We start from the raw sequence: 23,061 nt of genomic DNA on the forward strand, positions 1-23,061 counted from the left end.
CGGACGTTGTATCATCCTCGTCACTTAAGGCGGGGATGATCACGCCGCTTTAGGCTTGAAAGTCTAAACCAGAACCTTCTGGTCCTTGCGGTCTTCCTGACCGAAGAATTTCAGATAGCGTTGCACTTCGTCCGCCTCCCCGGTCGCCTTTTGCGGATTGTCGGAGAGCTTCACGGCGGGACGACCATTGGCGTCACTGACCTTGCAGACGACCGAGATCGGCTTCAAGCCCTCGATGGTTTTCGGCGCACAGCCGGCAAAATCGTTGGTGAGGTTGGTGCCCCAGCCAAAGCTCATGCGCGCGCGGCCTTCGAAATGCTTATAGGTGTCGATAATCGCATCGACATCCAGCCCGTCGGAGAAGATCAGCAGCTTCTTCTTCGGGTCGCGGCCCATTTTCTTCCACCACTCGATGATCTTTTCGCCACCCTCGATCGGCGGCGCGCTGTCCGGCCTGAAGCCCGTCCAGTCCGCCACCCATTCCGGCGCGTTGCGCAGGAAGGCCGCCGTGCCGAAGGCATCCGGCAGGACGATCAGCAGGTTACCGCCATAGAGGCGGTTCCAGTCCTTCATCACCTGATAGGGTGCGGCCGCAAGCTCCTCGTCGTTTTGCGCCAGGGCGGCAACCACCATGGGAAGTTCATGCGCATTGGTACCGACGGCTTCGAGATCGGAATCCATCGCCAGCAATACATTGCTGGTTCCAGTGAAAGCCGGGCCAATGCCTTCCTTCAGCGCTTCGACGCACCAGCGCTGCCACAGAAAGCTGTGACGGCGGCGCGTGCCGAAATCGGAGATGCGCAGGCCCGGCAATTCGCGCAGACGCTCCACCTTTGCCCACATCTTGGCCTTGGCGCGGGCATAGAGGACATCAAGGGTGAAATAGCCAAGCGAGCGCATGGCGCTTCTGGAGCGCAGTTCGTTGACTATGGCAAGTGCCGGAATTTCCCATAGCGTGGTATCCATCCAGCGGCCATGGAAATTCAGCTCATACTGACCATCGCGCTTGAAGAGTTCGTATTCCGGCAGTTGGTAGCTCGACAGCCAGGAGAGGAATTCTGGCTCGAAAATCTGCGAGCGGCCATAGAAGGTATTACCGGCAAGCCAGATCGCTTCCTTCTTTGTCAGTCGGAGGCTTCGCGCGTGATCGAGCTGTTCGCGCAGTTCGACTTCATCGATCTCCTCGGCAAGCCGAACCGTCTTTGTCCGGTTTATCAGGGAGAATGTCGCGTTTACCTCCGGATAGAGCTTCCAGATCATCTGCAACATCAACAGCTTATAGAAGTCCGTGTCGATGAGGCTGCGGATGATGGGATCAAGCTTCCAGGTGTGGTTGTGAACACGGGTCGCTATGTCTGTCTTCGTCATTGCTGCTGCTATCCCCCGCGCCGGACCCCGTGCACCAGGCAGGTCCGGCATCGCCGCGCATTTTCAAAGGTCATCGACCTTGTGGGTCAAAGGCTTATCTGAAAAGCGCATGGCAAGTCCAGACCAGTTCACGCCAGTCTGGTACTTGGAAGGGCTCGACGGACATCAGAAATCGGTGGCGGGAGGATTGATGCCCGGATACCAGTCTTTCGATGTGGGAACGCGCGTTCCGAAGGTGGATACGCCTGCCGAGCCAGAGCAACGATATCCTTGGACCGGCAAGCCGTCGCTCCCGAAGAGATCGCGGTAGGGGCCGTTGGGGTTGCTGGATTGCACCGTCGTCGAATAGCAGTGGTAACGCTCTTGCGGCTGGAGCGTCTTCGGGTCTTTGACGCCGGGCAGATTGGCGTAAGCGTCGGGTGACGGCAGATAGCCGTCCTTGTAGACCGTTTGAGCCATGCCCACCTGGGGTATGGACAAGACCGCAAGATATAAGGCCAGGTTGGCAAGACTGCGTTTCAGGCTTCTCATTATTCCGCATCCTGATGCAAGATGAGGTTCATATAGGAAAAGACGACGCCGTCGGCACCGTGTGTGCCGAAACGTTTTCGTGAGCGGTCATGGACGGCGGTAAGCCGTCGGCCTGTCGTAGAGCCAGCCAATGCGCTCAATGGCCTCGTCCAGATTCTCACGAGACACAGTCATCGTATGGCCGTTGGCGTGCAGCAGCGTCTTCTCGTCTTCCATGATGCCGACGTGGCCCTTCCAGAACACAAGATCGCCGCGACGCAAGTGGCCGCACTCAATCTCGGTTCCGAGAGACTTCACCTGCATATCCGTATCGCGCAACGCAAATTTGCCGGTCATCGCCATGGAGAGTTGCACGAGGCCGGAGCAATCGATGCCGAAGCCGGAGCGGCCGCCCCAGAGATAAGGCGTTTCGAGAAAACGAAGCGCCACGGCGACATAATCATTGGAAACGATGCGATCGACGGGAAGACAATGGGCGGCAATCACGCCCTCGCCTGTCGCGGTCATCAGGTAACGTGTTCCACGCGTTTCCTCTTCGCCGACGAAGGTCAGGCGGCTTCCCATGGATAGTGCGGCAACCGGCGGCTTTCTGAGTTCTGCGGCAGGATAGAGAAAGGTTCGAGGCGCGGTGACGATGTGGGTTGATTCCTCGACGGCACACACCGCCGCCTCTGGAAGATAACCGACATAACCGTCCGCTTCCGCCTGTACGAAAGCCCAGCCATCGGTGCTGTCGAAGACGCGGATCGCCTCGCCCAGCAACAACTCCGTGTCGATCCCCGAAGCCATGTCCGGCTTTGGCCTAAGTCCGGCGACGGGAAGAGCAATCTGCGCCGGCTCACCTTTGATGAAGCGATCTGCCTCTACCCTGCCTTTCAGCTTCTCGTCCGCCAGATCGGGGCGGAAGACATTCAGACGGCGGTCAAGGGTATCGGCGGAAGTCATGGTCTTTCGGTCCTGATTCAATAGGTCTGTGCCGCATTCATCGAACGGCAATGCGGCAACTTTCAAGCATTAGGCTTTTCGTGCTTCATCAATAATCAGATCGCCGAACTTTTCCAGATAGAGCGCGCCTGCGACCGTGCGTTTGATCACGACGTTGCGACGATCCTTCTCATCGCGTTCGCGATCCACCAGACCCATCGCCCCCATGCTATTCAGTGCGCGGGTAATCACTGGCTTGGTGACCCCGAGCACGGTTGCGAGGCCACGCACAGTATGTGGCGGCGGGACAAGATAGATGTGAAGCAGGATGGCCGTCTGTCTCAGCGTCAGATCGGGCGCATCGCCTTCTACCTGGGCAAGCGCGACGCGGTGCCACAAGCCAAGCGCCTGGCTTGGCGACAATTCCACTGGCACGTTGGACGTCTCCGTTCTTTCATCAACCGCCTCCATCATCGCGCCAACCGGTGAATAAAAACAAAACCGCCGCCATCGAAGATGCCTCTTCAAAATGGCGGCGGTCGGTATCTGCTCTTTTGAGCTTTCGCGTCCCCTCTGGACTTCGGAACGCAAGACGCAGGAAACATGCCAAGCTGCCGTTTCAACAATTTGGCTGTTCTACGCCTCCGATTCGGATCTTCCCATGAGGCTGGAGAGGATTTTTTAAGCGAGGCGCAAAATTAAGGAGCAGAAACACTCCACTTCACGAGGCAGCGGGTCTTGCGCCTTGTCAGACTTTAGCACCATGAGCGGCACTGGCTTCGCGGGCCTTTTCCTGTTTGTTATAGCGGATCGAGGACCACAGCGCGATGCCGATCAGCGTCGCGCCGCCAAGGCCGGTGATCACTTCCGGAATGTGGACGAGGCTCTGCGTATACATGATCACCGAAAGGATCAGGATCGCGTAGAAGGCGCCATGCTCGAGGTAACGATATTCTGCAAGCGTCCCTTTCTCCACCAGCATGATGGTCATGGAGCGCACATACATGGCGCCGATGCCAAGGCCGATGGCAATGATGAAGAGGTTCGACGTCAGCGCGAACGCGCCGATGACGCCGTCAAACGAGAAGCTGGCATCCAGAACTTCGAGGTACAGAAACGCGCCGAAGCCGCCCTTTGCCGCGCCTTCCAGCATCTGCTGGCTGCGATCGAGGACGCCGCCGAGCACTTCCACCAGAAGGAAGGTCAACAGGCCCCAGATGGCAGAGGTGAAGAACACGTTGGCGGCTTCCGGACCGAGATCGGGATTGGTGCTGTTGCTGATGATGCGCGTGAAGATCAGCATGATGATGAGAACAAAGGCGATTTCGATGCCCTTGATCGAGGAATAGGTGGCGATCTTTTCCTCGAACCACCGGACCCAGTGAACGTCCTTTTCATGATCGAAGAAGAAGCTGAGGCCAACCATCATCAGGAAGGTGCCGCCAAAGGCGGCAATCGGCAGATGCGCGTCATGCATGATCTGGGCGTAGCGATCCGGTTCGGTCGCTGCCATCACCATGGCTGTCCAGGGGCCGACGTTTGCGGCGATGACGACGATCAGAAGCGGGAAGACGATACGCATGCCGAAGACGGCGATCAAAATACCCCAAGTGAGGAAGCGATGCTGCCACTCGGGCGTCATGTCCTTCAACTTGTTGGCATTGACGATGGCGTTATCGAAGGAAAGCGAGATTTCCAACACGGCAAGAACCGCGCAGATGAAGAAGATGGTGGCCGTGCCACTTACCGTGCCGGTCATTTCCCAGCCGAGATAGCCGCCGAGAATGAGGCCGACGACGGTTACGATAAAAGCCCATTTGAAATAGGAGAGCGTGGATTGCGTGGTGGGCGTCATCAGAAATCCCCCGCAACGGTACAGGAGCAGGAGATGTGCATGGCGTTGCGCGCCAGCACAGAATGCGTGGTTGGATTGTTCATGGGTGTTCATCCGCCGGCGTCATAAGCAGGCGGTACCGACATCGCGAGAGCGCCGTAAAACTCTCGCCAGAGGGGCCCGGCACCAAGGTTTTGTCTTGCCCGATGTCAGGGGCAAGATGTCATTCTAGTCTCGCAACTTCGTGATTTCGTCAAGGTCAAAGTTGTTTTTGGACCTGTTCACGAGCAGTTACGGCCTGGAAAAGCTGGATTTGTATGCCGCAGGTTGTATTGGGCGCATCTCCATCAATGCAGATGCGCAGCACTCAGACCAAATCTTCGATTGGCTGGTCCGCCAGCCTCGCCTGTTTGCGCTTCACTGCATTCTCGCGGAAGAAGATGTAAAGGCCGGACAGCACGATCAACCCTGCGCCGATGACGATGCTCATCTGCGGCACATCGCCAAAAATCAACCAGCCGAAAATGACGGCCCAGAGCAGCAATGTGTATTGCAACGGCGCGATAGTTGCCGCGTCGGCAAGTTTGAGCGCACGGTTGACAAGGACATGCGCAGTCATTGCCACGATGCCGAGAAGCGCGAGCAGCGACAGATCGAAGCCCGATTGCAGCGCAATCCAGCCGGACGGCGTCACGACAATGGCGATAACGCCTGCAAGCCCTGCCCCAATAATCTGCCAGAAGGCGAGCACGGTATCGGGCGTGTTGCGCAACTGCCGACCGGACAGCATCATGAAGGCAAAGGCAGCGCTGCCGAGAATGGAGAAGAAGGCGGCGCTAGTCAAAGAGGCGGAGCTTGGCTTCAGGGCGATCAGAACGCCGACGAAGCCGATGCCGATCGCCGTCCACCGCCGCCAGCCGACTTTCTCGCCGAGAAGAAAGGGCGAGAGAGCCGCCACATAGATGGGTGCAGCCAGCCAGTAGGTCATGACGTCGGCAAGCGGAAGTGCTGCGACGGCGAAATAGAAACAGAAGAGCTCCGCGGTGGAGAAAAAGACGCGTGCGGCCTGCAGGCCGGGGCGCTCGACATTCACCAGTTTCGACAGCCCTGCCTTCCAGACGATCGGCAGCAGGATGACGATGGCCGCGATGCTTCGCACGGCGACCACCTGGCCAAGGCTATAGGTGGAGACGAGGAACTTGCCCATTGCGTCATTGAGCGCGAAGAGCACCATGCCAAAAAGCATGACGGCAACGCCGAGACCTGTCGGCGAAAGCTGGCGAAGAAAATGTGGCATGTGTCTGAACTCCCTGACCGCAATGACTCCGCGAGCTTGTTTACGAAGTCAAGGTCGCCCAGCGCCTATATTAGCTTCATCTGCAAAGGTCAGACGGACAAAAGCTGCCTCATCGTGTGCTGGAAGCGACGTGCGATCTCATCGCGCCGGATATGGATGCCGTCGCGGACCACGGCCTTGCCGCCGATCCAGACGTCGCACGGCCTGACAAGATTGCCGAAAATCCAGCCATCGAGAATGTCGTCACCTTGGAGATAGGGTGCGGCATCCACGTTCAATGAGCAGAAATCCGCAGCGTTGCCCACGGCAATTCCAGCCTTGGCGCCCAAAGCGCTAGCGCCACCCGCCAGAGCGCCGTCGAACAGCGTGCGTCCGGTCGAGCCGTTGGCCGGCGCAATGACATTGCGCGCCCGATGCGCCAAGCGCTGGGAATATTCAAGTTGGCGCAATTCTTCACCGACGCCGATCAGCACATTGCTGTCGGAGCCGATCCCGAAAGCGCCCCCATGCTTGAGGAACTCAACCGCGGAAAAAGTACCGTCGCCGAGATTGGCCTCCGTGATGGGACAAAGACCGGCGATCGCACCCCTCTCCGCAACACCGCGTGTTTCCGCTTCCGTCATATGGGTCGCGTGGATGAGGCACCAGCGGTTGGTGACGTCGGCATTGTCCAGCAGCCATTCCACGGGACGCATACCGGACCAGGCGATGCAGTCTTCGACCTCTTTCACCTGCTCGGCAATGTGAATGTGGAGCGGCGCATCTGGAGCCAATTGCGCAGCAAAGATCAGCTCTTCCGGCGTGACGGCGCGCAGGCTGTGCGGAGCGACGCCGATCACGCTGTCCGGCAGGCCTGAAACGGCCCTGCGGCAGCCCTCCAAAAGCTGGGAAAAACTGTCGGTCGAATTGATGAAGCGGCGTTGGCCATCAACCGGAGGCTGACCGCCGAAACCGGAATGGGCGTAGAGCACCGGCAGCAATGTTAGAGAGATGCCCGTCTGCGATGCTGCGGCGGCGATCCGTTCTGCGAGCTCCGCAATATTGTCGTAGTGCCCTCCATCCTTATCATGATGGAGGTAGTGAAACTCGCCCACGCGACCGAAACCGGTTTCGAGCATTTCCATGTAAAGCTGGGCAGCTACGGCCTCCACCTGCTCTGGCGTCATAGACAGGGCAAAGCGGTACATCAGCGTGCGCCAGCTCCAGAAGCTGTCTTGCGTAGCACCGCGCCGCTCCACCATGCCGGCCATGGCGCGCTGAAAGGCGTGGCTGTGCAGGTTCGGCATCGCAGGAACAATTACGGCGTGCCGCTGGTCATCCGCGAGCGCTTCCATATCCGGCGTGACCGACATCACCTTACCGTCGGCAATCTCAAGGCGGACATTGCTTGTCCAGCCCGTCGGCAACAAAGCGGTTTCAGCATGGATGAACATGTCGGCTCCTCAATTTCCTCGAACAGGCTCTTGCCTCTGCCTCCATTATGTATATACATATTGATCAGAAGGGAAGGAAAAACTGATGGCACACCGGAATTCCACCTCAGCCGAGAACGGCCTTTCGCTCTGGCGAAATGCCCGCATTGCGACGCTCGATCCCTACCGTGATGGCCTTGGCATTATCGAGGGCGGTGCGATTGTCGCAAAAGAGGGGCGGATAGTGTTTGTCGGCCCCGAGACCGAGCTTCCTTCCACCCTGATCGAACAGGCAGAGACAATCGATTGCGAAGGCCGCTGGATCACGCCCGGACTGATCGACTGCCACACACATCTGGTATTTGGCGGCAACCGCGCCATGGAATTCGAGATGCGCCTCAACGGCGCAAGCTATGAAGAGATCGCCAAGGCTGGCGGCGGGATCGTCTCCTCTGTGCGCGATACCCGCAATAGGAGCGAAGACGAACTGGTGGCGGAAGCCCTTCCCCGCCTCGAGACGTTGCTGGCCGAAGGTATTTCCACCGTCGAAATCAAATCCGGTTACGGACTGGATATAGAGACTGAATGCAAGATGCTGCGTGTGGCGCGCAGGCTTGAGACCCTGCGCCCGGTTCGCGTGGTCACCAGCTATCTCGCCGCGCATGCGACGCCCGCCGAATATAAGGGCCGAAACGCGGATTACATAGCCGGCGTTGTATTGCCTGGTATGGAACGCGCCCATCAGGAAAAACTCATCGATGCGGTCGATGGCTTTTGCGAAGGCATCGCTTTTTCCGTCGGGGAAATGCGCATCGTCTTCGATAAGGCGAAGGCGCTCGGCCTTCCCGTCAAGCTTCATGCCGAACAGCTTTCCAATCTTCACGGCGCAGAACTGGCAGCCTCTTATCGTGCGCTCTCTGCCGATCATCTGGAATATCTCGATGAGGCCGGTGCGAAGGCGCTTGCCCGGTCCGGCACGGTTGCCGTTCTCCTACCTGGCGCGTTCTATGCGTTGCGCGAGACGAATCTGCCGCCAATGCAAGCGCTTCGCGATGCAGGCGCCGACATCGCGCTTGCCACCGATTGCAACCCCGGCACCTCGCCGCTGACATCGCTGCTGCTCACCATGAATATGGGCGCGACACTCTTCCGCATGACCGTGGATGAGTGCCTGACCGCTACGACCCGCAATGCTGCAAAGGCTCTTAATCTTCTTTCCGAGACGGGCACGCTGGAAGTCGGCAAATCTGCCGATCTCGCCATCTGGAGTATCGAGCGCCCAGCGGAACTCGTCTACCGCATTGGCTTCAATCCGCTTCACGCACGCATCTTCAAGGGACGGACGATCTGACCATGACCATCATTCTTCATCCGGGCGCTGTGCCGCTTGCCGATCTGGCAACAATCTATTGGGGGAATGGTGCTGCCAAGCTTCATCCATCCTTCGATGCGGGTATCGAGAAAGCGGCAAAGCGTATTGCCGATATCGCCGCCGGCAATGCGCCGGTCTATGGCATCAATACCGGCTTCGGCAAACTTGCCTCGATCAAGATCGACGCCGCCGATGTCGCGACCCTTCAGCGCAATCTGATCCTCTCCCACTGCTGCGGCGTCGGCGCGCCCCTGCCAGAGAACGTCGTGCGGCTTATCATGGCGCTAAAGCTGATTTCGCTCGGTCGCGGTGCGTCCGGCGTTCGGCTGGAACTGGTGCGGCTGATCGAAGCCATGCTGGAAAAGGGTGTTATTCCCCTGATCCCGGAAAAGGGCTCGGTCGGCGCTTCGGGCGATCTCGCTCCGCTTGCCCATATGGCAGCGGTGATGATGGGCGAAGGCGAGGCCTTCGTTGGTGGTGAGCAGATGGCCGCCCGCGACGCGCTGGCAAAAGCCGGTCTGTCGCCCGTCGTTCTGGCGGCGAAGGAAGGACTTGCGCTGATCAACGGCACGCAGACATCGACCGCTCTGGCACTTGCCGGTCTCTTCCGCGCACACCGTGCGGCACAGGCAGCGCTCATCACTGGCGCGCTGTCCACCGATGCGGCCATGGGGTCTTCGGCGCCTTTCCATCCCGATATTCACACGCTTCGCGGCCATAAGGGCCAGATCGATGCGGGTTCGGCTCTTCGGCAATTGCTGGAAGGATCGGAAATTCGCGTCAGCCACATCGAAGGCGACGAGCGCGTGCAGGACCCCTACTGCATTCGCTGCCAGCCGCAGGTCGATGGTGCATGCCTCGATCTCCTGCGCCAAGTGGCAAAGACACTGGAAATCGAAGCCAATGCGGTGACCGACAATCCGCTGGTTCTCTCCGACAATTCCGTCGTCTCCGGCGGCAATTTCCATGCGGAGCCGGTGGCATTTGCCGCGGACCAGACAGCCCTTGCGATCTGTGAAATCGGCGCAATTGCCCAGCGCCGTATCGCGCTTCTCGTCGATCCCGCCCTCTCCTACGGACTGCCTGCGTTTCTATCCAAGAAGCCCGGCCTGAATTCCGGCCTGATGATTGCCGAAGTGACATCGGCTGCGCTGATGAGCGAGAACAAGCAGATGTCACACCCGGCATCGGTGGATTCCACGCCAACCTCCGCCAATCAGGAAGACCACGTGTCCATGGCCTGCCACGGCGCGCGCCGCCTGCTTGCGATGACGGAAAACCTCTTTGCCATCTTGGGCATCGAGGCCTTGTCCGCGGTGCAGGGCGTCGAGCTGCGTGGCCCGTTGACGACGAGCCCTGAACTGCAGAAGGCCATGTCAGTGCTGCGCGCCGCGATCCCTTCGCTGGAAGAAGACCGCTACATGGCGCCCGATCTGAAAGCCGCGTCCGATCTTATCGCCACCGGAGCGCTGGTCGATGCGATTTCGGCCGGCATTCTGCCGAAGCTGGAGGCTTGAGATGGCCGTCGTCGATATCCACCACGGTCGATCGCCCATCATACTCGGCCTGCCTCACACTGGCACGGACGTTCCACCAGACATCCGGGAGCGGCTAAACGACAATGGCCGGCTGCTGGCAGACACAGACTGGCATATTCACGAACTTTACGCCGGTCTGCTTGCCGACGCGACGACGGTGCGTGCCACGTTCCACCGCTATGTTATCGACGCCAACCGCGATCCTTCCGGCACCAGCCTTTACCCGGGCCAGAACACGACCGGCCTCGTTCCCGAAACCGACTTCGACGGCAAGGCGATCTGGAAAGAGGGTGAAGCGCCAAAAGAAGCGGATATCGCTTATCGGCTCGAGAATTTCCATGCGCCTTATCACGCGGCGCTGGCAGCGGAGATCGAGCGGGTGAAGGCGATCCATGGCATTGCCATTCTCTACGATTGCCATTCCATCCGCTCGCATATTCCCTTTCTCTTCGAGGGCAAGCTACCGGATTTCAACATCGGAACGGATATGGGCAAAACCTGCAATCCAGCAGTGGAAGCCATTGCCGTCGATGTGACGACTGCCGCCGAAGGCTACACCTCCATTCTCAACGGCCGCTTCAAGGGCGGCTGGACCACGCGCCATTACGGTCAGCCAGACAAGGGCGTGCATGCGATCCAGATGGAGCTTGCGCAATGCACCCATCTACAAACCGAAACGCCGCCCTTTGCCTATGATGGCGACAAGGCCGCGAAGCTCCGCACCCATCTCAAAACCATTCTGACGCGCATGGAAGATTTTGCGCTGAACTTCAGGACATAAGGGGAAAACCATGACAAATCCGCGTCATAACGAACGTGAAGTCCGCGCACCACACGGTCCGGAACTGAATGCCAAGAGCTGGATGACCGAAGCACCGCTTCGCATGCTGATGAACAATCTGGACCCGGACGTGGCCGAGCGCCCGCATGAGCTGGTCGTCTATGGCGGCATTGGCCGCGCTGCGCGCACCTGGGAGGATTTCGACCGGATCGTTGCCACGCTGAAAGACCTCAATGAGGACGAGACGCTGCTGGTGCAATCCGGCAAGCCTGTTGGCGTGTTCCGCACCCACAAGGACGCGCCGCGCGTGCTGATCGCCAACTCCAACCTCGTTCCACATTGGGCCACCTGGGAACATTTCAACGAACTGGACCGCAAGGGTCTCGCCATGTACGGCCAGATGACCGCCGGTTCGTGGATCTATATCGGCACGCAGGGCATCGTTCAGGGCACGTACGAAACCTTCGTGGAGGCCGGACGCCAGCATTTTGGCGGCAACCTCAAGGGCAAGTGGATCTTGACCGGCGGTCTTGGCGGCATGGGTGGCGCGCAGCCGCTCGCCGCCGTCATGGCAGGCGCATGCTGCCTTGCTGTCGAGTGTGATGAGACCCGCGTCGATTTCCGCCTTCGCACCCGCTATCTGGATGCCAAGGCCCATACGCTGGATGAAGCGCTGGCACTGATCGACCAGTGGACCAAGGCAGGCGAAGCAAAGTCCGTCGGCCTGATCGGCAATGTCGCCGATATCTTCCCGGAACTCGTCAAGCGGATGAAGGCGGGTGGTGCCCGTCCGGATATCGTCACCGACCAGACCTCTGCCCATGACCCGATCCACGGCTACCTGCCGTCTGGCTGGAGCGTTGCCGAATGGCGTGCCAAGCAGGAAAGCGATCCGAAGGCGGTGGAAGCTGCGGCCCGTGCCTCTATGAAGACGCAGGTTCAGGCCATGGTGGATTTCTGGAACGCCGGTGTTCCAACGCTCGACTACGGCAACAATATCCGCCAGGTCGCCAAGGAAGAAGGCTTTGAAAATGCCTTCGCCTTCCCCGGTTTCGTGCCTGCCTATATCCGCCCGCTCTTTTGCCGCGGCATCGGGCCGTTCCGCTGGGCCGCCCTCTCGGGCGATCCGGAAGATATCTACAAGACCGATGCGAAGGTGAAGGAGCTGCTGCCGGACAACAAGCACCTCCACAACTGGCTGGACATGGCGCGCGAGCGCATCGCCTTCCAAGGCCTGCCGGCACGCATTTGCTGGGTTGGCCTTGGCGATCGTCATCGCCTGGCACTTGCCTTTAACGAGATGGTGAAGAACGGCGAGTTGAAAGCCCCTGTCGTCATCGGTCGCGACCATCTGGATTCCGGCTCGGTCGCGTCACCCAACCGCGAGACGGAGGCGATGAAGGATGGTTCGGATGCCGTGTCCGACTGGCCGCTGTTGAACGCGCTCCTCAACACCGCCTCGGGCGCCACCTGGGTGTCGCTGCACCACGGCGGCGGTGTCGGCATGGGCTTCTCGCAGCATTCGGGTGTCGTTATCTGCGCCGATGGCACGGATGATGCGGCACGCCGCCTGGAGCGGGTGCTGTGGAACGACCCGGCGACCGGCGTAATGCGTCACGCGGATGCCGGTTACGACATTGCGCTCGACTGCGCCAGGGAGAAGGGCCTTCGCCTGCCCGGCATTCTGGGGAACTGAGCGATGAAGCGGCTTCGCGCCTGCGACTACAAGCGCATGCCGTGGAAGAACGGCAAGGGAGAGACGGTGGAAATCGCCGTTTTTCCACCCGGCGCATCGATGGATGGATTCGCGTGGCGGATCAGCATGGCGAGCGTCGCCAATGACGCCGCCTTCTCTCTCTTTCCCGAGATCGATCGAACGCTATCGATTCTCTCCGGGCACGGCATGTCGCTCACCATCGATGGTGCGGCACCGGTTCTTTTGACGATGGAAAGCGATCCGCTTCGATTTGCCGCCGATGTTCCTGTCGACGCCACGCTTCTGGATGGCGCGATCACCGATCTCAACGTCATGACCCGCCGTGGACGTTTTGTGCATAGCGTGGCAAGGAAGACGGGCTCGTTCTCGGTGCGTGGCTGTGAGCGTGGGGAGACGATGTATCTTCTGGCGACGGGTCCCGTCACGCTCACCAGCAAGGATGAGGCAGTGGAGTTAGAGGCGATGGATTGCGTGCTCGTTGGAGAAGATGCCAGTGTCACGGCAGAGAATATCGTCTGCTATGAAATACGACTCCAAGGGGCTGCTTAGCGCTCGAGAAGGGATAAGCTCAAGCGACGCTCTGCTTAGAGATGACGGCCAACTTCCCTCTTAACCGTCATCCTCCTTGAGCCGAGGATTTATAAGCCATTAACGTGGTTGGGAAAAATGGATTCTCGGGTCAAGCCGGAGGATGACCCGAGGGGGAATTCGGGGCTACCAAAAGAAAGGCCCCGCGCGAACGGGGCCTCCATCTTTCACACTAAAAACCGCATCACTTCATCGTCGGCATGACGAATTCAGCGCCCGACTTGATCCCGGATGGCCAGCGGGCGGTGATCGTCTTGGTCTTGGTCCAGAACTTGATCGAATCCGTGCCGTGCTGGTTGAGGTCGCCGAAGCTCGAGGCTTTCCAGCCACCGAAGGAGTGATAGGCAAGCGGAACCGGGATCGGCACGTTGACGCCGATCATGCCGATATTGATGCGGGAGGCGAAATCGCGGGCGGCATCGCCGTCGCGGGTGAAGATGGCAACACCGTTGCCGTATTCATGCTTCATCGGCAGATCGAGTGCTTCTTCATAATTCTGGGCGCGGACGACAGAGAGAACCGGTCCGAAGATTTCCTGCTTGTAGATATCCATGTCCGGCGTGACGTGGTCGAACAGGCAGCCGCCGACGAAGTAGCCGTTCTCATAGCCCTGAAGCTTGAAATCGCGGCCATCGACCAGAAGCTTTGCGCCCTGCTCCACACCACTGTCGATCAGGCCCTTCACGCGTGCCTGAGCTTCCTTTGTAACGAGCGGACCCATGTCGGCCTTGTCGTCAGTATAAGGACCGATCTTCAAGGCTTCGATCTGCGGGATCAGCTTTTCAACCAGACGGTTGGCGGTGTCTTCACCGACCGGCACGGCAACAGACACAGCCATGCAGCGTTCGCCAGCAGAACCGTAGCCAGCACCCATCAGCGCGTTGACCGCCTGATCGAGATCGGCATCCGGCATGATGATCATGTGGTTCTTGGCGCCGCCGAAGCACTGGGCGCGCTTGCCGTTCATCGCGGCCGTTCCATAGACGTAACGGGCAATCGGCGTGGAGCCGACGAAGGAGACGGCGCCGATATCCGGGTTGGTCAAAAGGCCATCCACTGCGCTCTTGTCGCCATTGATGACGTTAAGGATGCCGGCTGGCAGTCCCGCTTCGATCATCAGTTCGGCAAGACGAATCGGCAAAGAAGGATCGCGCTCGGAGGGCTTGAGGATAAAGGCGTTGCCGCAGGCTATCGCCGGCGCAAACATCCACATCGGGATCATGGCCGGGAAGTTGAACGGCGTGATGCCCGCGCCGATGCCGACCGGCTGGCGGATCGAGTACATGTCGATCGCCGGGCCGGCACCCTCAGTGAACTCGCCCTTGGCGAGATGCGGAATGCCGCAGACAAATTCGCAAACTTCCAGGCCGCGAATGATATCGCCCTTGGAATCTTCCACTGTCTTGCCGTGTTCGCTGGAGAGAAGAACCGCCAGCTCATCCATGTTCTTGTTGAGAAGTTCTACGAACTTGAAGAAGACGCGGGCGCGGCGCTGGGGGTTGGTTGCCGCCCATTTGGGCTGCGCGGCCTTGGCACTCTGAACCGCGGCAAGGATTTCCGCGTCGCTTGCCAGCGCGACCGTTGCCTGCACTTCGCCAGTTGCCGGGTTGAAGACATTCGACGTGCGGCCACTCGTGCCTGCCACGCGCTTGCCGTCAATGAAATGGCCGATCTCGTTCATGGTGTCCTCCAAAGATCTTTTAGATGCTGCACCATCCTGTTTTGAGTTGCACAAATCAATGGCCAGGAATACGCATCCGTTGTGCATAAATAGACACAAGGCGCAGCGATGGACTGGGACGATGTGCGAATTTTTCTCAGTGTGGCGCGGAGCGGGCAATTCCTCGCAGCTGCGAAACTGCTCGGCGTCAATCATGCGACGCTAAGCCGCCGGGTCACCGCGCTGGAGGCAGCGCTTGGGTGTCAGCTGTTTCTTCGAACCACCACGGGGTGTGTGCTGACCGAAGACGGTAGCCGCTTTCTCGTGGCTGCCGAGCGGATGGAAACGGAGATGCTTTCGGTGCAGGCAGCGCTTGGTCAGGGTGTCGCGTCGATTAGCGGCACCGTGCGCATCGGCGCGCCGGATGGCTTTGGGGTTTCCTTCCTCGCGCCGCGGCTTGGAGAACTGACAGCGCGGCATCCTGAACTCAAAATCGAGCTAGTGCCCATCCCGCGCTCCTTTTCACTCTCCCAACGCGAGGCCGATATTGCGATCACGATCGAGCGACCCGAACAGGGGCGGCTGGTCTTTTCCAAACTGACGGATTACTCGCTCGGGCTCTATGCGGCGAAGAGCTATCTGGAGCAACACCCATTTCCTGACAGCGTCGAGGCGCTGAGACAGCACCGGCGTATCGGCTATGTCGAGGATCTGATTTTCTCCCCGTCGCTCAATTTCACCGAAGAAATCATGCGGGACTGGGATCCGAGCTTTGCGGTCTCGAGCGCGATCGGGCAGACGGAAGCCGTCCGCTCCGGCGCGGGCATCGGCATCCTGCACGATTACATTGCCCGAAACGATCCGGCTCTGGTTCGTCTTCTTCCGCACATGTCCATTCGACGCTCCTACTGGACGGCATATCACGAAAATGCCCGGCAGCTAGCGCGCGTCAGAACGGTGGTGCAGTTTCTCCAGGATATCGTGGCGAAGGAGCGACGTAGCTTTTTGTGACTGGGGTGTTATCGGGCAGGCAGGTAATCCTGAACGAGGGCGAGCAAAGCGGAGCCGGCCTCTTCGATCTCGCCACTATTGTCGATTGTTGTCACATCGACATCGTCGCAGAGCACCTCAACCTTACGATCGAGCCGGCCCATAATTTCGGCCATGCTCTCACGCCCACGATTGGCGAGCCTCGCAGAGAGGATTTCCGGCCGGGCCGTGACCACAACCACCTTCAATGACGGGAAAGCACTTCTGAAATGCGGCAGCGCCGAGCGCGAGCCGTTGGCGACCGCCACGCCACCATGCTTCAAATGCTCTTTGACCGAGGCGGGAATGCCGTAATGCAGGCCATGGGCGCTCCATGACACACAAAATTCGCCGGCTAGCTTTTCCCGCTCAAAAGCGTCTTCGGTACAGCCCTGATGGTTCTCACCACCCGCATCGCTGTCTCTGGTGATGACGCGCCGGACGAAATTCACGTCGGGATTATGCCGCAAGCGTTCTGCGGCATAATCGATGAGCGTATCCTTGCCGGCGCCGCTCGGACCGACGACAACGATCATGGTTCCCACCCTGTCGGGGCTTGGTAAGCTTGAGTCTGGCGATGCTAAGCTCATGCGACACGTTTTCCTTGTCGCCAGACGCTCCGCACCACCGGCACGCCGCTTTCGCGACGAACCCGCACGAGATCGGCGCGCAGGCCTTCGGCGATTGAACCGCGATCCGTCAGGCCCACCGTCTTTGCGGGCGTTGCCGTGACCATGGACAGAGCCTTGGGAAGGGTAATGCCTTCCACCTGATCGGCCAGCAGGAAGGGCGCATAGAGCAGGCTGAAGGGTACGTAGTCCGACGACAGCACATCGAGAACGCCGAGTTCGGCGAGATCGCGTGCAGCAATATTGCCGGAATGGGATTTGCCGCGAACGATGTTCGGCGCGCCCATCAGTACGCTCATGCCAGCGGTGTGGGACGCCTTGGCGGCTTCGACGCTGGTTGGAAATTCGGCAAGACGCACGCCGTGGCCGATGGCCTCCTCGACATGGGCTTCCGTCGCATCGTCATGACTGGCAACGGTGATGCCGCGTTCGGCGCAGCGGGCCGACAGATAATCACGGTGCTTGCCGGAGAATTTTTGCGAGGCGGAAACGCGTCGATCGACAAAGGCCTTGAAGGCTTCGTCGCTCAAGCCACGCTTCTTTTGATAGAACATGACGTACTGATCCATCGTCTGGAACTGACGCTGGCCCGGGGAATGGTCCATCAGCGAAATCAGCCGCACATGCGGATCGTTTTCGAAGTCTTCGAAATGCTCCAGCACGTCGGCGGAGGCGACTTCGCAGCGCAGATGCAGCAGGTGATCGGAGCGAAGACGATCTTCACCCTTGGCTTTTTCGATGGCATTGGCCATGTCGCGCATTTCGCCGCGGGCAAAGCCGCCATCCTCGTCCGAGCCAAGACGCAGGCAATCGAAGACGGTTGTGATGCCGGACGATGCGACCTGCGCGTCATGCGCCTGAATGGCGGCGATCTTGTCCCAGGTCACACCGGGGCGTGGAGAATAGTGCTGCTCCAGATGGTCGGTGTGCAGTTCGACGAGGCCGGGAATCAGATAGTCGCCGTCGAAATCTTCGCCCGTTTTCGATCCACCCTCACTGATATCGGCAATCACGCCATCGCGGATCAGGACGGAGCCTTGGACGACATCGTCGGACAGCACGATGCGCGCATTGGATAGGACATGTTCAGCCATTTCGGACATCTTTCGTATTGGGAGCAGCCAGTGGCTGCCAGCTATGAACGGTGAAAACTTCGCCCCGCTGCTTTTCAACGAAAAGGCCAAGGCCGGAAATCGTCAGCGGGCGATGAATGAAGCCGGCAAATGTCTGGGTGAGAATATCCGCCATCTCTTGCCTGCGCCCGTCACTCACCGGCCCAGTCAGGGTCATGTGGAAGCGAAAATCGTCCATGACGTAAGGATAGCCCCACCGATGAAGATTGGCGCGCTGGCTTTCGCTCAGCGTTTCGGGCTTTCGACGGGCGATGTCGCGCTCGGAAAGCGGCGCGCGGAAAGGTTCGAAATGCGTTACCACCTCGGCGGTGAAATCCTGAAGCGGTTGATAGAGTGTGGCAGGAACCAAGGCGAAGAATGGCCCGAGAGAACCGATGACGATTTCGGGAATATCGAAGGCGACTCGTTTGGCTGCAAAAGCTGAAAATGCCTCCACCAGTTCTGCTTCGCTTCTGTCTTCGGCAAGTTCGAAGGGCGCTTTCAGCGTGGCGTGAAAACCATAGCGCCTTGGATCTTCGGTGACACCTGCGAAGTCGGCATAGTCGTCACACACCTCGTCGGAAAAGGCGTTGCGCCCCAGCCACCGCGATGCCGTCTCAGTGAGCGGATCGGTGGCGGGAGGCGTAAAATAGATTGCGTAGCGCACGGGGTCGCACTTTCAAACATCATGAAAACAGCGGAAGCGCCATTTGAGACGACTCGTCTCGGCCCCGCAAGGTCAGATGTGCGGGGTAGACCTTTTCCATGACAGAATGATGATATCGGCAGAGAAATTCGCCGGATATCAGTCTCATATTTAATGGTGCGTTTTACCGATGAGGCGAGAGCGGATCGCATTCGACATATTGTCGAACAGGAAGACGACGATGAGGATCAGCAGCACCATATAGGCGACCTTGTCCCAGTCCTGATTGGTGCGCATGGCCTCCAGCAATTTGAGACCGATACCGCCTGCACCGACCGCGCCGATAACGGTGGCCGAGCGCGTGTTGCTTTCCCAGAAATAGAGAGACTGCGAGATGAATACCGGCAGCACCTGCGGAATGACGCCGTAGCGATTGACGATGACCGGCGAGGCGCCGACCGACTTCACGCCCTCGCGCTGCTTGTCATCGACATTCTCCAGCGCCTCGGCATAAACCTTTCCTAGCGCGCCGGTATCGGTGAAGAAGATCGCCGCGATGCCGGGGATCGGTCCGGGACCAAAGCTCCGGGTAAAGAACAGCGCCCAGATCAGCATGTCGATGGAGCGCAGGAAATCGAAGAGCCGCTTCATGCCCCAATTCGCCGCCTTATTGGCAGTGATGTTACGAGCGGCGATAAATGCCAGAGGGAAGGCGAAGAGCGTTCCCAGAAGTGTGCCGAGGAAGGCCATAACCAGGGTCTGCAACAGCTTGAAGAGGATATCCTCATGCTGCCAGGCATCGTTGCCCAGGAAGTCATCGGCCATCTTGGAGATGTTGGACTGCGCTGGATCGATGCGGGGTTGCCACAGCGCAAGCGAGGCGAGTTCACCCCAACTCTTACCCCAGAACTGCGAGCGTGTGTCGAAGAAGAAATTGGCCCAACCGAGGAAGCGGCGCTGGACGTAAAGTTGCGAGGTGCGGATTTCCGCCTGACCGGCAAACCCATATTCGACCACAACCTTGTTTTCGTCCTGACGGATCTGCGCGGGCGATCCCGCGGGGGCTGTGACGCGGTCTGCGCCGATTGTCACCGGATAGAGCTTGCCGTCGATATAAACATCGGCCTGTGTCGGCGTGATATCGATTCGGTTCTGCTGGCCGCCAAAGATCACGCTATATCCACCATCCGGCAGCGGCTGCAACCAGCTGATGCTGGCGTTAGCGGGATACTGTCCGCGGCTCGTCCATTGCGGCACGACCTTGCCATCTGCGAAACGAAGGCGCGGCTGGGCGCGCCAGGAATACCAGTCCTGAATGTAGCTGGAAGCGCGGTCCCATCGGCCATTCATCAAGGCCGGACCTACGTTGAAGGCGAAGAAGCAGATGATGAGATAGGCGACGGCTGCGACAAGGCCTAGAAGCAGTCCGTAGCGGCGCAAAAAGCTCTGCTGGAAGACCTGCGGATATTGCGAAAGAAGACGTTCGCGATCGGCACCATTGATGACAATGCTGGTGGACATCAAGCTGCTCCCCGTCCGAATTCAAAGGATTGATGGCCGATCAGCCTGCGGCGCAGCCAGCCGGAAAACTGATCGACAGCGATGATGGTGACCAGCAGCATGATGATGATGGCATAGGTTTTGGCCGCGTGATCGTTGCCGATCGCCAGGCGGAAGACCTCACCGATGCCGCCGCCGCCGACGGCCCCGATGATGGTGGAGGCGCGCACATTGATTTCGGCGCGCAGCAGCGCATAGGAGACGAAATTGGGCAGGACCTGCGGCACGATGGCAAAGCGTACACGCTCCAGCCAATTGGCACCCGAGGCTCGCAAACCTTCATCCGGCTTCATATCGGCATTTTCGACGACTTCGAAAAAGAGCTTTCCGAGCGCACCGACGGTATGAATGGTGATGGCGACGATTGCGGCAATAGGCCCGAGCGAAAGAATGGCAGTCAACAATCCGGCGATGACGATTTCCGGGAAGGCGCGCATCACTTCCAGCATACGTCTAACGGCAAAACGCACGGCACCTGCGCCGACCAGATTGGTGGAGGCAAAGAAGCACAGCGCGAAAGCGAAGGCCGTGCCGATCAGCGTCGAGACCAGCGCGATGTTCAGCGTGATGACAAGCTGGTAGAAGAAATGCGGAATGTAGAAGCCGTCGCCGATATAGACCCGCTCAGACACATAGTCATATTTCAGGGATCCATCGGCATAGGGCGATGGCAGGTCGAACATGGCGCGCACGACTTCCATCGGGCTGTTCGGCAGGAAGGTCTTCATGAAGTCGAAGAAATAGGGCAGCCGCTCGAAGAACTTGCCGGAATTGGCGCTGTTGGCGAAATCCAGCGATGCGAAGAGAAGCGCCAGAAAGACGACAATGGCGATGCCGGTGTAGATACGCCGCGTCATCAGCTGTTGCTGGTAATGACGCATGACCTTTTTCGAGGTCTCGTTCAGTCTATCATGCGTGATTGGCGTGCTGGCCATATCCTGGCGTCCCTTGCGCGAGCGTCTGGGTGACGAGGTCTTACCGCCACTGCTCCAACTTACGGTTTTCCGACATGTCCGGGTGCAGGCCAAAGACAAGCTCGCCGGAGATGCCCTTTTAAAAAAACGGCGGCGTCTTCTCGACGCCGCCGCCGTCTCATGCACGTGTCGGCAATCAGCCGCCGATAACGGCCTTACGGGCATCGATGATGGTCTGGTAGAAGGACGCGTCTACCTTGATGTATTCCTTGTTCTTGCCTTGGGTGAAGCCCTGGAAGCAGGCCAGATCCTTCTTCGGCAGTTCAAGGAAGAAGTTCTCGATCTTCTGCTTCATCGGCTCGCCAACCTTGTTGGCAACCATCAGCGGGCCGTTCGGGATCAGTGGTGACTTCCAGACTTCGACCAGATCGTCCATGTCGAGATTGCCCTTGGCGACCATCTGGTGAAGGTTGCCGGAGCTGTAGCCTTCTTCCCACTTGCCAACGCCAGAGCCAAAGGTGGTGCCGACATCGAACTTCTTGTCGAGAACGGCGAGAACGAGGTTCTCATGACCGCCACCGAAGCCGGTTTCGGAGAAGTATTCCTTGACCGGCTTGCCGGTTTCCTTCGGCAGCGCAACGTTCGGGATCAGGTAGCCGGAGGTGGAGTCAGGATCGGCGAAACCGAGCTTCTTGCCCTTGGCGTCTGCCAGAGACTTGATGCCAGAATCCTTGCGGGCCACCATGATGGTGTAATAACCGCTGGAGCCATCAGCGCCGGTGTAGGTCAGGATCGGATCCACAGCCTTCGGGTCCTGAATGGCAATCTTCGCGTATGAAGATGCACCCATGGAGGCGATATCGATGGTGCCGCCGAGCAGACCCTGAATGACGCCGTTGTAATCCGGCGACGGGAAGAGCTGAACCTGCTCAACACCGGTCGCAGCCTTCAGGCCATCGGCGATGCACTGCGCGTTGCGCAGCTGGTCGTTGGAGTTTTCGCCGCCATCGAGACCGATGCGCAGAACCTTGACGTCTTGAGCAAGAGCCGAACCAGCCAAAAGGCCAAGCGCGACCGCAGAAAGAAGAGCTTTCTTCAACATGGATTTATCTCCGTTGTTCCGGCGAGCCGGAGTTTGACACGATATGGAATGTGGATATTGGGCGCCCCTGACGCGGGCGATCGATGCTGTGCAGTCCTTACAGTCCAGCCATGGAAAGCGGCTTGGGGGCGGAAGCTTCAGGACCGGCAGATGGGTGTGGGGCGCGCGCGCCAAGCTGTGCGCCTTCGATGGTGATGCTGGTTGACGTCATGGTTTCGTCGACGCCTGCCCCTTGCGAGTCCGTGCCGTAGATTTCCTTCACCGCACGGGCATCAAGCTCGGCAGGCGTGCCGTCGAAGACAACGCGACCGGCCGTCATGCCGATGATGCGCTCACAATAATTGCGGGCCGTGTCGAGCGTATGAAGGTTGGTGATGACGGTGATGCCTTCGCGCTCATTGATATCGCGTAGCGCATCCATGACGATCTTGGCGTTCAAAGGATCGAGCGACGCAATCGGCTCGTCGGCAAGCAGCATGCGCGGCGACTGCATCAGCGCACGTGCGATCGCCACACGCTGCTGCTGGCCGCCCGATAGTGTGCCCGCTGGCTGCATCGCAACATGTTCGATGCCGAGGCGCTCAAGCGCTGAAATCGCCATCAAACGTTCTTCGGTGGTGAAGATGCTGAGCAGGCTCAGGACCGTTGAACGGTGATTGAGACGGCCGAGCATGACGTTGGTCAGAACGTCCAGACGCGGAACGAGATTGAACTGCTGGAAGATCATGGCGCAATCGCGCTGCCAGTGGCGCAGCTCCGCGCCACGCAGCGACGAGACCTCGAGATCGCCGAAATGGATGGAGCCGGATGACGGATCGACCAGCCGGTTGATCATGCGAAGGAGGGTGGATTTGCCCGCACCCGAACGCCCGATGACGCCGACCATCTGGCCTTGGGGAATATCGAGCGTCACGCTGTCGACCGCAGTCGATTTGCCGAAACGGCGCGTTACCTGCTTGAGGTGAAAAGTCATAGGCCAAATCCAGTCTCGTTATTTCGGATTCGGCCTATCAGGGGTGCATGAAGCGCCAATGTCAGTTTGATGAA

21 protein-coding genes are annotated in these 23,061 nt (G+C 59.1%); 6 read left to right on the top strand and 15 right to left on the bottom strand.

Annotation, left to right across the window (positions count from 1 at the left end; genetic code table 11):
- Positions 1 to 63: 63 nt before the first annotated feature.
- The 7 genes from pncB to WKI41_RS13925 form a co-directional block, all read right to left on the bottom strand.
- Complete coding sequence (pncB, locus tag WKI41_RS13895) at positions 64 to 1,368, bottom strand: nicotinate phosphoribosyltransferase (protein WP_340194085.1); 1,305 nt, start codon at positions 1,366 to 1,368, stop codon at positions 64 to 66.
- 165 nt (positions 1,369 to 1,533) lie between these two features.
- Entirely contained in the window at positions 1,534 to 1,899 is a 366-nt protein-coding gene (locus WKI41_RS13900) for a hypothetical protein (RefSeq protein ID WP_425341035.1), read from the bottom strand.
- Positions 1,900 to 1,986: 87 nt separating this feature from the next.
- The gene (locus WKI41_RS13905; protein WP_340194086.1) at positions 1,987 to 2,844 is read right to left on the bottom strand and encodes a C40 family peptidase; all 858 of its coding nucleotides are present in this window, start codon (positions 2,842 to 2,844) and stop codon (positions 1,987 to 1,989) included.
- Positions 2,845 to 2,913: 69 nt separating this feature from the next.
- Positions 2,914 to 3,258, bottom strand: coding sequence for a MarR family transcriptional regulator (locus WKI41_RS13910; protein ID WP_340194138.1), 345 nt, complete (start codon positions 3,256 to 3,258; stop codon positions 2,914 to 2,916).
- Positions 3,259 to 3,571: 313 nt separating this feature from the next.
- A complete protein-coding gene (locus tag WKI41_RS13915) occupies positions 3,572 to 4,678 on the bottom strand; it encodes a DUF475 domain-containing protein (protein ID WP_340194087.1) in 1,107 nt (368 codons plus the stop codon).
- Positions 4,679 to 5,024: 346 nt separating this feature from the next.
- Entirely contained in the window at positions 5,025 to 5,954 is a 930-nt protein-coding gene (locus WKI41_RS13920) for a DMT family transporter (protein ID WP_340194088.1), read from the bottom strand.
- 89 nt (positions 5,955 to 6,043) lie between these two features.
- Positions 6,044 to 7,387, bottom strand: coding sequence for a formimidoylglutamate deiminase (locus WKI41_RS13925; RefSeq protein WP_340194089.1), 1,344 nt, complete (start codon positions 7,385 to 7,387; stop codon positions 6,044 to 6,046).
- Positions 7,388 to 7,472: 85 nt separating this feature from the next.
- On the opposite strand from WKI41_RS13925, the gene hutI reads away from it, so the two are divergent.
- Genes hutI through WKI41_RS13950 form a run of 5 tightly spaced genes read left to right on the top strand, consistent with a single transcriptional unit; the run spans position 7,473 to position 13,323 of the window.
- A complete protein-coding gene (gene hutI, locus WKI41_RS13930; protein ID WP_340194090.1) occupies positions 7,473 to 8,717 on the top strand; it encodes an imidazolonepropionase in 1,245 nt (414 codons plus the stop codon).
- Entirely contained in the window at positions 8,714 to 10,255 is a 1,542-nt protein-coding gene (gene hutH, locus WKI41_RS13935) for a histidine ammonia-lyase (protein WP_340194139.1), read from the top strand. Before hutI ends, hutH begins: the two co-directional genes overlap by 4 nt.
- A 1-nt stretch (position 10,256) precedes the next feature.
- Positions 10,257 to 11,057 carry an N-formylglutamate deformylase gene (gene hutG / locus WKI41_RS13940; protein WP_340194091.1) on the top strand — a complete coding sequence of 267 codons (801 nt, stop codon included), beginning with the start codon at positions 10,257 to 10,259 and terminating at the stop codon, positions 11,055 to 11,057.
- Between the two features lie 10 nt (positions 11,058 to 11,067).
- Positions 11,068 to 12,753 (top strand): urocanate hydratase, encoded by a 1,686-nt coding sequence (hutU, locus tag WKI41_RS13945; RefSeq protein ID WP_340194092.1) that lies wholly within the window; start codon positions 11,068 to 11,070, stop codon positions 12,751 to 12,753.
- A 3-nt stretch (positions 12,754 to 12,756) separates the two neighbouring features.
- The gene (locus tag WKI41_RS13950; RefSeq protein ID WP_340194093.1) at positions 12,757 to 13,323 is read left to right on the top strand and encodes a HutD/Ves family protein; all 567 of its coding nucleotides are present in this window, start codon (positions 12,757 to 12,759) and stop codon (positions 13,321 to 13,323) included.
- Between the two features lie 223 nt (positions 13,324 to 13,546).
- Here WKI41_RS13950 and WKI41_RS13955 read toward each other — a convergent pair whose 3' ends face one another.
- Entirely contained in the window at positions 13,547 to 15,043 is a 1,497-nt protein-coding gene (locus tag WKI41_RS13955; RefSeq protein WP_340194094.1) for a CoA-acylating methylmalonate-semialdehyde dehydrogenase, read from the bottom strand.
- Positions 15,044 to 15,151: 108 nt separating this feature from the next.
- On the opposite strand from WKI41_RS13955, the gene WKI41_RS13960 reads away from it, so the two are divergent.
- Positions 15,152 to 16,033: a LysR family transcriptional regulator gene (locus WKI41_RS13960; RefSeq protein WP_340194095.1), complete on the top strand. Its 882-nt coding sequence runs from the start codon at positions 15,152 to 15,154 to the stop codon at positions 16,031 to 16,033.
- An 8-nt stretch (positions 16,034 to 16,041) separates the two neighbouring features.
- Here WKI41_RS13960 and phnN read toward each other — a convergent pair whose 3' ends face one another.
- The 7 genes from phnN to phnC form a co-directional block, all read right to left on the bottom strand.
- On the bottom strand, positions 16,042 to 16,587 hold the full coding sequence (gene phnN / locus WKI41_RS13965) for a phosphonate metabolism protein/1,5-bisphosphokinase (PRPP-forming) PhnN (RefSeq protein ID WP_340194096.1): 546 nt from the start codon (positions 16,585 to 16,587) through the stop codon (positions 16,042 to 16,044).
- Between the two features lie 50 nt (positions 16,588 to 16,637).
- A complete protein-coding gene (locus WKI41_RS13970) occupies positions 16,638 to 17,774 on the bottom strand; it encodes an alpha-D-ribose 1-methylphosphonate 5-triphosphate diphosphatase (protein WP_340194097.1) in 1,137 nt (378 codons plus the stop codon).
- Positions 17,767 to 18,459 (bottom strand): DUF1045 domain-containing protein, encoded by a 693-nt coding sequence (locus tag WKI41_RS13975; protein ID WP_340194098.1) that lies wholly within the window; start codon positions 18,457 to 18,459, stop codon positions 17,767 to 17,769. Before WKI41_RS13975 ends, WKI41_RS13970 begins: the two co-directional genes overlap by 8 nt.
- Positions 18,460 to 18,609: 150 nt before the next feature.
- Positions 18,610 to 19,959 carry a phosphonate ABC transporter, permease protein PhnE gene (gene phnE / locus WKI41_RS13980; RefSeq protein WP_340194099.1) on the bottom strand — a complete coding sequence of 450 codons (1,350 nt, stop codon included), beginning with the start codon at positions 19,957 to 19,959 and terminating at the stop codon, positions 18,610 to 18,612.
- Positions 19,959 to 20,933 carry a phosphonate ABC transporter, permease protein PhnE gene (gene phnE, locus WKI41_RS13985; RefSeq protein WP_340194100.1) on the bottom strand — a complete coding sequence of 325 codons (975 nt, stop codon included), beginning with the start codon at positions 20,931 to 20,933 and terminating at the stop codon, positions 19,959 to 19,961. The genes phnE (WKI41_RS13980) and phnE (WKI41_RS13985) overlap by 1 nt, the downstream gene beginning before the upstream one ends.
- Positions 20,934 to 21,108: 175 nt before the next feature.
- Positions 21,109 to 22,014 (bottom strand): phosphonate ABC transporter substrate-binding protein, encoded by a 906-nt coding sequence (phnD, locus tag WKI41_RS13990; RefSeq protein ID WP_340194101.1) that lies wholly within the window; start codon positions 22,012 to 22,014, stop codon positions 21,109 to 21,111.
- A gap of 97 nt (positions 22,015 to 22,111) precedes the next feature.
- On the bottom strand, positions 22,112 to 22,987 hold the full coding sequence (gene phnC / locus WKI41_RS13995) for a phosphonate ABC transporter ATP-binding protein (RefSeq protein ID WP_340194102.1): 876 nt from the start codon (positions 22,985 to 22,987) through the stop codon (positions 22,112 to 22,114).
- Positions 22,988 to 23,061: the final 74 nt, after the last annotated feature.

The sequence above is a fragment of the Agrobacterium larrymoorei genome, assembly GCF_037722385.1.
Lineage (GTDB): Bacteria > Pseudomonadota > Alphaproteobacteria > Rhizobiales > Rhizobiaceae > Agrobacterium > Agrobacterium larrymoorei_C.

Excerpts from the sequence above, each read along its gene's own strand:
- pncB (WP_340194085.1), bottom strand. The coding sequence starts at position 1,368 with ATGACGAAGACAGACATAGCGACCCGTGTTCACAACCACACCTGGAAG.
- WKI41_RS13900 (WP_425341035.1), bottom strand. The coding sequence starts at position 1,899 with ATGAGAAGCCTGAAACGCAGTCTTGCCAACCTGGCCTTATATCTTGCG.
- WKI41_RS13905 (WP_340194086.1), bottom strand. The coding sequence starts at position 2,844 with ATGACTTCCGCCGATACCCTTGACCGCCGTCTGAATGTCTTCCGCCCC.
- WKI41_RS13915 (WP_340194087.1), bottom strand. The coding sequence starts at position 4,678 with ATGACGCCCACCACGCAATCCACGCTCTCCTATTTCAAATGGGCTTTT.
- WKI41_RS13920 (WP_340194088.1), bottom strand. The coding sequence starts at position 5,954 with ATGCCACATTTTCTTCGCCAGCTTTCGCCGACAGGTCTCGGCGTTGCC.
- WKI41_RS13925 (WP_340194089.1), bottom strand. The coding sequence starts at position 7,387 with ATGTTCATCCATGCTGAAACCGCTTTGTTGCCGACGGGCTGGACAAGC.
- hutI (WP_340194090.1), top strand. The coding sequence starts at position 7,473 with ATGGCACACCGGAATTCCACCTCAGCCGAGAACGGCCTTTCGCTCTGG.
- hutG (WP_340194091.1), top strand. The coding sequence starts at position 10,257 with ATGGCCGTCGTCGATATCCACCACGGTCGATCGCCCATCATACTCGGC.
- hutU (WP_340194092.1), top strand. The coding sequence starts at position 11,068 with ATGACAAATCCGCGTCATAACGAACGTGAAGTCCGCGCACCACACGGT.
- WKI41_RS13950 (WP_340194093.1), top strand. The coding sequence starts at position 12,757 with ATGAAGCGGCTTCGCGCCTGCGACTACAAGCGCATGCCGTGGAAGAAC.
- WKI41_RS13955 (WP_340194094.1), bottom strand. The coding sequence starts at position 15,043 with ATGAACGAGATCGGCCATTTCATTGACGGCAAGCGCGTGGCAGGCACG.
- WKI41_RS13960 (WP_340194095.1), top strand. The coding sequence starts at position 15,152 with ATGGACTGGGACGATGTGCGAATTTTTCTCAGTGTGGCGCGGAGCGGG.
- phnN (WP_340194096.1), bottom strand. The coding sequence starts at position 16,587 with ATGATCGTTGTCGTCGGTCCGAGCGGCGCCGGCAAGGATACGCTCATC.
- WKI41_RS13970 (WP_340194097.1), bottom strand. The coding sequence starts at position 17,774 with ATGGCTGAACATGTCCTATCCAATGCGCGCATCGTGCTGTCCGACGAT.
- phnE (WP_340194099.1), bottom strand. The coding sequence starts at position 19,959 with ATGTCCACCAGCATTGTCATCAATGGTGCCGATCGCGAACGTCTTCTT.
- phnE (WP_340194100.1), bottom strand. The coding sequence starts at position 20,933 with ATGGCCAGCACGCCAATCACGCATGATAGACTGAACGAGACCTCGAAA.
- phnD (WP_340194101.1), bottom strand. The coding sequence starts at position 22,014 with ATGTTGAAGAAAGCTCTTCTTTCTGCGGTCGCGCTTGGCCTTTTGGCT.
- phnC (WP_340194102.1), bottom strand. The coding sequence starts at position 22,987 with ATGACTTTTCACCTCAAGCAGGTAACGCGCCGTTTCGGCAAATCGACT.